This window comes from Nocardiopsis lucentensis DSM 44048, assembly GCF_000341125.1.
Classification (GTDB): domain Bacteria; phylum Actinomycetota; class Actinomycetes; order Streptosporangiales; family Streptosporangiaceae; genus Nocardiopsis; species Nocardiopsis lucentensis.
On record NZ_ANBC01000176.1, the window covers coordinates 1 to 10,601 of the forward strand.

Consider the following 10,601-nt stretch of genomic DNA (forward strand, 5'->3'; position numbering starts at 1 on the left):
CAGGGCGGGGGAAGGACCCACGCCGCCACGGGCACCAGGACGAAGAGCACTCCCACGCCCTTGAGCACGACCAGGGCGCGCATCCGGTCCCGCGCGACGGCCGTGACCGCCAGCGCGAGGGCCGCCGCCAGGAGTCCGGCGACGGGAACCGCGGCGACCATCGACCACGTGTCGCCGTCGGCCAGTCCGCTGAGCGGCAGGGTGAGCGCGAGCTGCACCGCGGTGAGCCCCGCGGCGGCCACCGCCCGGCAGGTGAGATAGGCACCGGCCCCGAGCGGGGAGGCGGCCCACAGGGCCAGCGTGCCCCGCTCCCGGTCCTCCGCGGCCCGCAGCGCCACCACCGAACCGGCCATCATCGGCACGTGCAGCAGGACCAGTGCCGCCAACAGCACCGGCCGCCACGACGCCACGTCGACACCGGCCAGGACCGGGGTGTCCGCCACCAGGGGCAGGCCCGCGCGCAGGCCCAGGGCCACCACGACCGGGCCGGCCACGAGCGCCCAGACCATGCCGTCGGTGGCCGCGTCCCGCAGGTCGACCCGGGCCAGGATCCACACCGGGGCTCCCTCCGCCCGGGGAACGCGTGTCCGACGCGGCCCCCGTACACGGGTCCACGGTGGCCGGCCCCCCTCAGCCGTTCGCGCCCGCACCAGTGCCCGGCGCGCCCACACGCAGGCGCCCGCGGTCGCGACGACGGCGACCGCCGCCAGCACCGCGACCGCCGTGCCCGGCAGCGGCACGGCTGAGGGGTCCAGTCCCCAGCGCACCACCGTGTGGGCGGCCGTGGTCGGCACGGCGTACCAGGCCGGGTGTCCCGCGATCCCCGACGCCACCAGCAGGGGTGGCGCCAGGAGCGGGCCCAGGCAGAGGGGGACGGAGACCATCAGGTCGGACAGGCCCCGCGCTGACGCGCACGCGGCCACCGACACCGCGCACAGCAGGGTCGCGAGCAGGGCCGTGCCCACGACGGCCACGGCGACACCGGTCACTCCGTCGACGGGGCGCGCGGCGACCGCGATCGGCGTCGCGGCCACGGAGCCGAGCACGGTGAACACGACCAGTCGGGCGGCCAGGTACTCCCCCGCGCCCAGGGGGCTCGCCGCCAGTGCCGCCCACGCCCCGCTCGTGCGCTCACCGAGCATGAGGACGGCGACGAACAGCACTCCGAACCCGGCGGTGTCCAGGAACAGCAGCAGTCCCGCGACCGGGCGGGCGGGTCCCTCCGGAAGCGCGAGCACGACCAGGGCCCACACCAGTGCCAGGGCCAGTGCCGTGAGCGCCGTGCCCCGCCGGGTGTGGATGCGCCTCTCCAGGTCCAGCGCGGTCAGAACGGAGCTCGGCGGGACGCTCACGGCTCCCGTCCGATCCGGCGGCCGGTGACGCGCGCGAAGACGTCGTCGAGTGTGGCCTCACGGCTGTGCACGGTCTCCACGTGGGATCCGGTGATCCCGAGCGGCTCCGCCAGGGTGTCCATCGGGAGTTCGGCGCGTTCCAGGTGTCCGTTCCGGCGGAATTCCACGACCACACCCGGCCTCCCGTGGGCGAGCCGCAGCCGCCGGGGGCCGTCCCCCGCGACGACGCGCCCGTCGACGACGAAGGCGATCCGGTCGCAGACGCGTTCGGCGGTGAGCATGTCGTGGGTGGTGACCACGACCGTGCTCCCCCGGCGGGCGCGGTCCCTCAGGATCTGGCGGACGTGTTCGGCCCGGACCGGGTCCAGTCCGCTGGTGGGCTCGTCCACCAGGAGCAGTTCGGGTCGGTTGACCAGGGCTCGGGCCAGGTTGAGGCGGACGAGCATGCCCTTGGAGAAGTCCGCGGTCCTGCGGTCGGCGGCGTCGGTCAGGTCCAGCAGGTCCAGGAGCGTGCCCGGGTCCTCCGTGGGGCCGCGGTGCAGGCCCGCGAAGACGGCGAGGTTCTCCCGGGCGGTCAGGGCGGGAAGGTGGGCGGGGAGTTCGAAGCCGACGCCGATCCGCTCGAAGAAGTCCCGGTCACGGCCCCGGCCCACGGGGGCGCCGAGCACGCTGACGGTTCCCCCGAAGCGGCGGATCCGCCGGGTGAGGACGCGGTGGACGGTGGACTTCCCGGCCCCGGAGGGTCCCAGGAGGCCGAAGACCTCACCCCGTTCGACGGTGAAGTCCATGCCGTCCACGGCCGGGGCGCGAGCGCCGCGGTAGCGGACGGTGAGGCCGCGCACGTCGATCGCGCTCACGGCTGCCGCCTTTCCGCCCGGGTCAGGGCGTGGGAGGGCGCAGGGCCGCGAGGGCTTCGTCGACCATGCTCGGAAGGGCTTCGGTGGGGCCGTCCTCGGCCCAGGTGGTGACCGTGGTGGTGAGCACGGCCGTACAGGCCGCCGCGACGGCGCGGGTCGCCAGGGGGATCCGGTCGGAGTCCGCCCCGTGCAGCACCCGTTCCAGGAGCCGTTGGGTGGCGGCCTGGTTCTCCCAGAGGCGGGCGCGCAGGCTCGGCGCCGAGAGCATCAGCAGGGTGCGTTCGCGGGCGACCGCCAACGCGGCCGTGTCGAGGTGGGTGAAGGCCTCGGCGATGCCCAGACGGACGCGTTCGACCGGGTCGGTCTCGGTCCTGGCGCAGACGTGGCGGGCGATCAGCGGGTCGTAGTCGTCGCTGAGGACGACGTCCTCCTTGGTCGGGAAGTACCGGAAGAACGTGGTATGGGAGACGCCGGCGGCCGCGGCGACGCGCTCCACGGTGACCTGGTCGTAGCCGTGTCTGGCGAACAGGTCGAGCGCCGCCTCCTGGATCGCCGCGCGGGTGCGCGCCCGCTTGTCCGCCCGCCAGTCCGCCACTCCGACCTCCTGGTGTTAGTGACTAACATGTTAGTGGCTAACATCCTGAGTGGGCAAGGGACGGAACACCCGGTGCGTTCACGTCGCCGACCGAACGCCGCGTCCCCGCGAGGACTCCCGGCCCCGGCGCGCTCAGCCGGACGAGTTCCAGTGCCCCGCCAGGTCCCTGTAGAGGGGGGAGTCGCGCAACAGGGACTCGTGGGTGCCGAACGCCGTGCCCGCGCCGTCCAGGACGAGGATCCGGTCGGCCCGAAGCGCCGACGACAGCCGGTGCGCGATGACGATCAGCGTCGTGCCCGGCCGGTTCGCCAACGCCTTCTCCGCGTGCTCCTCGGCGGCCGGATCCAGGTGGCAGGTCGATTCGTCCAGGATGAGCAGCGGCGCCGGGGACACGTAGGCCCGGACCAGACAGAGCGCCTGCCGCTCCCCGGCGGAGAGCGCCCCGGGATCCACGTCGGCCCCCAGACCGCCCAGGCGGTCCACCAACGGCCCGAGGCGCAGAGCCGTCACCGCCCGGGTGATGCGGTCGTCGCCGGCGCCGGGATCCAACTGGGCGAGGTTCTCCCGGACCGAACCGGCGAAGACGTACCCCTGTTGGGGGAGGAGCACCCGCATCCGGGCCAACGCCTGGGGGGAGTGTCCGACGACCGCTCGACCCGCCAGACGTACGGCGCCCTCGTCGGGCGGGTGCATTCCGGCGAGCACGTGCGCCAGCGTCGACTTGCCGATTCCGCTCGGACCGACGACCGCGACGCGCTCGCCCTCCCCGACCGTGAGGCCGAACCCCTCCACCAGGGGGCGTGTCCCGGCCCCGTAGGACACCCGAACCCCGCGGCACCACACAGCCGGGGCGGGTCCCCTCCCGGGGTCGGGGTCGGGAACGGGGTCGGGGTCGGCGCACGGTCCGGGACCACCGGCCTGCGCGACCCGGGCCCCGCCCCCGTCGGCGCCGTCCGCCTCCGAGGACACGAAGCGGTCGAGGACCACCACGAGGCGACTGCCCGCGGCTCCCAGCGCGGTCATCATCGTCTGGAGCGCGGGCAGCAGTGACTGCACGAGGTAGGCCAGGGCGCCCATGAGCGCTCCCGTGGTGACGCCCTGGTCGCGCAGCCAGGGCGTGGCCACGAGCAGCAGCACGACGGGCAGCTGCCCGGCCACGCCCAGTGCCAGCGTCCTCGCGGCCGTCCAGCGGGCCAGGGACCGCGTCGACGCGGCGGCCTCGTCGATCAGCTCCCGCGCCCCGTCGGCCGCGGCGTCGGTCGTCCCGCAGGCCACCAGGTCGCGCAGTCCTTCACGCAGCGCCCCCGCACGGTCGGTGAACTCCTCGTCGGCGTCGAGGAACCGGCGTTGCGCCGCGGCCATCGGGACGAGCGTGAGGAGGAAGAGCACCAGACCGAGCAGCATCGGCGGCACCACGACCAGGAGCAGCTGGGGAGCCAGGGTGAGCATTCCCGCGAGTGCCCCGACCGCCGTGAACAGGAAGGACCGGACGGTCAGCACCAGGCCAGCGAAGCTGTCGCGGGCGATCTCCGTCTGCTGGGTGAGCCTCGAGACCGCGGCACGCTGGGCCTCCGCGGCCCTGGCGGGGTCGGCCACGGCCCGGTTCAGGGCCTGCCCGACGGCGCGCCGCACCAGCCCGTCCCGTAGCGGTTCCACCAGCCCGGACAACTGGCCGAAGACACCGCGCAGCGCGGGACCGGCCAGGAGGACCGAACCCGCGGCGACGACCAACCACACCAGGCCCGAGGCGGGACGCCCCGCCAGGAACCCCTGGTCCAGCGCACGGGCCAGGCAGATCCCGACGAGGAAGGTCTGCGCGGACTCCAGCAGCGACCAGGCGCCCAGCCGCAGCAGCGCCCCCCGGTGGCGCCCCAGGAAGGGGAAGGCGTGCGGCATCAGTGCGCGCAGCGCTCCCCGGCGCCGCGCGGAACGCCGCCGGGGATTCGGGTCACGTGCCCGCCCGCGGAGGTCCTCAGGACTCGGAGCGGACGATCCGACCGCCCCGGCCGTGTCCACCGCCGCCCCGGGCCTCACCGCTCCCCCCTGGCGCCGGAGACGTCCACGTGCCCGAAGACCGCGCGGTAGTCGGGGTCCCGCCACAGCTCGGCGTGCCCGCGGACGGCCCGGACACGACCGCCGTCCAGCCACACCACCAGGTCAGCGCGCGCCGCGGTGGAGAGCCGGTGCGCGATGACGACCCGCGTGCCGGGACGGACCTCACGCGCCAGCGCCCGGTCCACCTGCCGTTCGGTCGCCGTGTCGAGACTGGAGGTGGCGTCGTCCAGGATCATCAGCCGGCCCGCGTGGGCGAACGCCCGCGCCAGTCCCAGCCGTTGCAGCTCCCCACCGGAGAGCGGCGCCTCGTCCAGGGGCGTGTGGTACCCCCGGGGGAGCGCCCGGACGAAGCCGTCGGCTCCGGCCGCCCGGGCCGCCGCCCGTACCCGGTCTCCGGAGACGGTCTCGGCTCCGGCGGCGATCGCGTCCTCGACGGTGGCGCCCCGGAGCGACGGCCGTTCGAACGCGTACCCCACCTCGCGGCGCAGCACGTCGGCCGCCACGGCGTCGAGCGGCACACCGTCCAGGCGGACCTCGCCCTCGTCGGGGTCGGTGAGCCGTCCGGCGACGGCGCCCAGTGTCGACTTGCCGGAGCCCGACCGGCCCACGACGGCCACCGTCCCGCCTCCGGGCACGCACAGGTCGACCCCGCGCAGCACCCACGCTCCGTCGCGGCGCACTCCGACCCCGCGCAGCTCCAGTGTTCCGGGCCCTCCCGTGGGCAGGTCCTCTCGTCCGTGGGTCAGCGGGGGAACCGCCAGGAGTTCGTTCACGCGTCGTGCCGCCGCCCGTCCCCGGACCAGAGCACCGAGCGGACCCGTGACCGACCCCAGTCCAGCGGCGAGCGCGGCGTACCGGGACACCGCCAACAGGTCGCCGACGCTGATCCGCCCGTCCGCCAGTCCGAGTCCGCCGACCGCCAGCACGGCCGTGATGAGCAGGGGCAAGAGCACTCCGCTGCGTGCTGTCGCGGAACCGTGCACCGACCACATGCGTCGACCCTCGACACCGAGCTCGCCCAGGGGGCGCAGTACGCGGGAGCGCTCGGCGTCCACCGTCCCGGCCGCGGCGATGGCCCGCGCGCCGCCCAGGGCGCCCGTCAACCGTGTCGCGATCGCGGACTGCACCCGCTGGTACCGGGAGACGCTGTCGGAGGAGTGGCGGGCGAAGGACCGCAGCAGCAGGACCAGGAGGGGAAGCCCCAGGACGAAGGCCGTCCCCGTCCACGGGTCGATCAGGAACAGGGCGACCAGGGCTCCGATGGGGGCCAGGACCGCCGCGACCGTCTGAGCCGCCCCGGCGGGGGCGGCCCCGGCCTCCGTGGCCTGGACGGAGAGTCGGGTGGCCGCGTCGCCGGGGGAGAAACGGTTCACGTCGTGGGGCGCCGCGGCCACCAGCCGCCGGACCGCCCGCAGCCGAAGCCAGGCGGTGGACCGCGCGCCGACCGTCCCCGCCAGCAGGGCGACGGTCGCGTCCAACGTGACCTCGGCGACGGTCAGGGCCACGGCCGCCAAAAGCGCGCGTCCGGCGTCGGGATGGCCGTCCAGGAGCAGGTCGAGGGTGCGTCCGAGCACAGCGGGCAGGGCGAGGGAGGCGGCCGCCGCCGCGGCGGCGCACAACAGGATCGCCACCGTGCGTCCGGCGCTCGCCCGGGCCACCCGGGTGAGAAGGGCGTCCGCGGACCGTGCGACGTCGTTGTCCGTCGTACCGGCACGCGGGCGGGTGAACACCATCCGGTGGCCTTCCTGCGCGGCTCGTGGGGGGGGGGGGCCCGGCCGCGCCGGTCGGCGCGGCCGGGCCGTCAGGGGGCCCGTTCGTCGGACCCGACACCGTGGGGCCGGGAACCCGGCCCCACGGCCAGGTCACGCCGCGCTCATCCGCGGCGGACCTCTAGCAGGTGGTGAGGCTCAGACTGCTGTCGCCGCACAGCGTGAGGCTGGCGGTGCTGGTGCCGGCGACCTCGCCGTGCACCTCGTCCTTCACGGTCTCCAGGGACTGCAGGTCGAGGAGGGTCATGGCTGATATCCTTTCCTTGGAATCTCTCTACTTCTTCTCTTCATTTGTTCCGGACCATGGCAGTGGCCGGTTCTGGGTCCGCCGCAGCGGAGGAAGGAAGGGCAGCTGAGCGGGCTGTTCGCGCTGCGCCGAGGCGAGTGCGAGGAGACAGCCCGCGGTGCCCGTGGAAAGGTCGTTGGAGAGCCGCATCAACTGCTCGCCGGGGAAGGCCAGGTGGCCCCGGTAGCGCATGGCGTACCGGGACAGGGCGTCGATCTGGCGGCGAACGTCCGCGGACCCGACCCCGGGGGCGGTCGTCCGGCTCAGGTACAGGACCATGCCCGCCAGCCCTCGGAAGAGGCCGGACTGGGCGTAGAAACCCGCCCGCGCGGCCCGGACGATCTCGGGTCGGGCCCGCTCGAACGCCTCGTCCGGGCGATGCTCCAGGTAGTCGTCCAGCACGATCCCGACGCCGACGCTGCCCGCGCCGAGATAGGGCATCGTCCGCCACCCCTCGTCCACCTGGAGGGTGCCGAAGGCACTGGTGACACAGCGGTCCAGGTCGGCCTGGAGCGCCCGTCGGGCCAGGTCGAGCAGGGCGCCGTCACCGGTGCGCTCGTACAGGCGCGTGCAGAGCAGGGCCACGCCCGCGCCCCCGTACAGCAGTCCGGCGCGGCGCCGCTCGGGCGGGGCCTCCAGGAAGCCGTGCGCGGCCAGCTCCGCGCAGCGCAGCGCCCCCGAGCGCAGGTCCGTCTCCCCCGTGTCGGCGGCCAGGGAGTCCAGGGCCAGCCCGAGTCCGGCGGTCCCACCGTGCAGCCCGGGGCCGATCCCCTCCCACGGCTGCGCCAGGAGCAGTTCGGCCAGCGCCAGGGCGGGCTCCCGGTGACCGAGGCGGTTCAGGGTCCAGGCCAGGCCCGAGAGGCCGTCGTAGAAGCCCAGCGGGGTGCCTGACGCAGGTTCCTTGCTGTGCCGCAGCAGCCATTCCTCGGCGTCGGGGCACCGCGCGGCGCCGCTCTCGGTGAGGGCGTAGAGCACCCCGGCCGCACCGTGACCGAAGGAGAGGCCGCCGCCCGGCGCGGAGAACTGGGCGATGTCGCCGGGGAAGTAGCGGTCGTCCCGGTCGGGGGTGGCCGAGGCGAGAACGGCGGCGGCCATCGAGTCCCGGCTGCGCGGCCACTCCCCCGGCTCGACCGGCGGGTAGGGGTCGTGCTCGCCGGCGGCCGACGCGCCCGCCCCCGCGGGGACCGCCTCCGCGGGGCGTCCGCCGTTCGGATCGCGCAGGATCTCCGCCACCCCGAGCTCCAGGAACTGCCGGGTTTCGGGAAAGACGCGCGCGGCCTCCTCGGCCAGGTGCCGGGCCTTGTCCCGGTCCACGGCGAGCAGGTTGGTCAGGGGGAGGAAGAGGGCGAGGCGCAGGCAGGCCAGGGCGTACCGGTCCACGTCGAAGCCCCGGTGACCGCGCGGGGCGACGAACCCCGGGTTGGCGACCGTCTGACGGCCGTCCTCGTCGGCGTCGCGTGCGGCCTCGAAGTCCAGCAGCGTCACCGAGGACTCGTCCTCGGCGACCATGATGTTGAACAGGTGCAGGTCGTTGAAGACGATGCCGCGCCCGTGCACCGCTTCGACGGCCTCCTCCACCAGGCCGTGCAGACGCATCGCCCACCGGGCGTACTCCCGCAGTCCCTCCGGAGGCGGGTCGGCCTCGACCATCGGGTGCCGGTGCGCGAAGAAGGAGTTCAACGGCCTGCCGTGGACGTACTCCATCACCAGGAAGTGGTGGTCGCCCAGGGTGAAGGCGTCCTTGACCTCGGGGGTGCAGGCCAGGCCGGAGAGCCGTTCCAGGGCCGTGCGCTCCCGTTCCAGGCGGCGCACCGCGTCGGCGCCGTCGGAGGCCAGACCGGCGTGCGGGCGGGCCTCCTTGAGTACGACGGTCTCACCGGTGCGCCGGTCCCGCCCGGCGTAGACCCCGCCGCCGTTGGAGAAGTGCAGGGCCCGCTCGATGTCGTACGGCAGTCCGGTGACGTCGACGGCGGCGCGCGCCTCCAGGTGCGGGCGCAGGAAGTCGGGGACGGACACCCACTCCGGTGTCCGGAAGACCGGTCCGCGCCGGTCGGGCACGAGCACGCCGTCGGCGTCCTCCAGGGCGGGCACCGGCTCGCCGCGCTCGTCGTAGCAGTGCCGCCTGGTGAAACTCCCGTAGCGCAGATACACCGGGCCCGCGTTCCAGCGCAGGTCGCTGAGGATGTAGGGGCCGGGTTCACCGCCCACGAGCGCGTCCAGACCGGCCGCGATCGAGGCGCACTCGCCGTCGTCGGCCGGGTAGACCGTGACGAACTTCCCGCTGCTTCCGCGGTCGGCGTACTTGGCGTTCCGGTTGTGCAGCAGGTAGCGGGTGGGGACGAACTTGAAGGCGATCCCTCGCGCCACGCAGAAGTCCCAGACCCGGGCCAGCACCGAGTCCGCGTTGTCCAGGCAGGCGGAGACGTGGATCTTCCACCCCTGGTCCGGGAGTGGGTGCTCGACGGGGCGCAGCGCCAGCCAGTCGCCCACGCGGTGGCGCTGCCATCCTTCGGGCGCCGGCCGCTCGGCCGCCTCGAAGGCCCGGTCGCGTTCGCCGACCGCCCCGGAGGCGCCGGAGCCCGGCCACAGGCGGTGGGGCGTGTCGTAGAAGTGGCGGTCGGCGTCGCAGAACACACCGTACCCCTTGATCACACGGACTCCCTCACGTCTGTCTCGGTCAGCGGCATTCCAGATAGTGACATAGGGGTTATCTCTGAGTCCATACCTTTACATGCACTTTTTTCGGGCGAATGATTACTCACGATTAACTTACGGAGGAGGCAAGCGGGCGCATCTCCTGGACCCCGCGCGCATTCACTGCTCCCGCCCAGCGGATTCACGGGAATTGCGCCTCCACACAGGCCCCTGCCGGCGCTCCCGGGCGAAGGAGCCCAACGCCCGATCACGCAACACACAACGGCATCCCACAACAGCCAGAAGTCCTTTATATGAACTTTTTCTGATACAGACTTTTTGTCGATTACATGAATGCTTGAGAAGCTTGGGAATACTGTAAAAAGCTGTGAACAGGGAAGTCAGCGCGGACCACAGCTCCCGGGAGCCACGGGGAGAACCCTCAGAGGGGCACCGGAAACGAACCGCGAACTCGGAGAACCCCGAGCGCGCGCCCCGGAGGACGCCACTCGGATGACGGATCTGGGCGGGATATCCGCGCCCGAGGACCGGCCGACGGAAGAACCCCGTCCGCACCATCCCCAGACCTGTCGATCATTCGAATTTTCGGTTCTTCCAGCTGAATGCCAAGAAAATCGTCCGCGTCGGGACCAAAGTCACGCTTCACCGGAACTCGGGGAGGGAACCGTGGGGAGCGAGGGAACTCCCCCTACACCGCCTCGGGGAGGGGACGCGTTCGCCACCGCGACGGAACACGTTGGAATACCGCGAATTACCACGGCTTCGCCCTCCCCGGCGCTTCGTCGCGCACCCCCGCGCCGATGCTCGCGCCGCGGCGTCCGCCGCGACCGCGCCTGACCACCGCCGCTGCCCCCGAACCCGTGTCCGCGCCCCGACTCACCCGCGGACCATCAGGGCGTCCAGGGGTTCGTCGTCGCGCAGGCGTCCGATGGCGTCGGCGAGCAGCGGCGCGACGGAGCAGACCCGCACGCACGGCACCCGCTCCCGGCACCCGGGGAGGGTGTCGGTGACGAACAGGCGGCGGATCGGCAG

General features: G+C 73.7%; 7 protein-coding genes. All 7 read right to left on the bottom strand.

The window, feature by feature from the left end; all coding sequences use genetic code 11:
• On the bottom strand, positions 1–1,352 hold a 1,352-nt coding region (locus tag D471_RS33225; RefSeq protein WP_040688528.1), incomplete at its 3' end, for a hypothetical protein.
• Complete coding sequence (locus tag D471_RS0105785) at positions 1,349–2,209, bottom strand: ABC transporter ATP-binding protein (RefSeq protein ID WP_017597750.1); 861 nt, start codon at positions 2,207–2,209, stop codon at positions 1,349–1,351. The genes D471_RS0105785 and D471_RS33225, both read right to left, overlap by 4 nt.
• Positions 2,210–2,231: 22 nt before the next feature.
• Positions 2,232–2,804: a TetR family transcriptional regulator gene (locus tag D471_RS0105790; protein WP_017597751.1), complete on the bottom strand. Its 573-nt coding sequence runs from the start codon at positions 2,802–2,804 to the stop codon at positions 2,232–2,234.
• A gap of 132 nt (positions 2,805–2,936) precedes the next feature.
• A complete protein-coding gene (locus tag D471_RS42275) occupies positions 2,937–4,700 on the bottom strand; it encodes an ATP-binding cassette domain-containing protein (RefSeq protein ID WP_017597752.1) in 1,764 nt (587 codons plus the stop codon).
• Between the two features lie 134 nt (positions 4,701–4,834).
• Positions 4,835–6,592: an ABC transporter ATP-binding protein gene (locus D471_RS0105800; protein ID WP_017597753.1), complete on the bottom strand. Its 1,758-nt coding sequence runs from the start codon at positions 6,590–6,592 to the stop codon at positions 4,835–4,837.
• Positions 6,593–6,749: 157 nt separating this feature from the next.
• Positions 6,750–6,875 (bottom strand): SapB/AmfS family lanthipeptide, encoded by a 126-nt coding sequence (locus tag D471_RS0105805; protein ID WP_017597754.1) that lies wholly within the window; start codon positions 6,873–6,875, stop codon positions 6,750–6,752.
• A 27-nt stretch (positions 6,876–6,902) separates the two neighbouring features.
• Complete coding sequence (gene lanKC, locus D471_RS0105810) at positions 6,903–9,566, bottom strand: class III lanthionine synthetase LanKC (RefSeq protein ID WP_017597755.1); 2,664 nt, start codon at positions 9,564–9,566, stop codon at positions 6,903–6,905.
• Positions 9,567–10,601: the final 1,035 nt, after the last annotated feature.

Excerpts from the sequence above, each read along its gene's own strand:
- D471_RS42275 (WP_017597752.1), bottom strand. The coding sequence starts at position 4,700 with ATGCCGCACGCCTTCCCCTTCCTGGGGCGCCACCGGGGGGCGCTGCTG.
- D471_RS0105800 (WP_017597753.1), bottom strand. The coding sequence starts at position 6,592 with ATGGTGTTCACCCGCCCGCGTGCCGGTACGACGGACAACGACGTCGCA.
- D471_RS0105805 (WP_017597754.1), bottom strand. The coding sequence starts at position 6,875 with ATGACCCTCCTCGACCTGCAGTCCCTGGAGACCGTGAAGGACGAGGTG.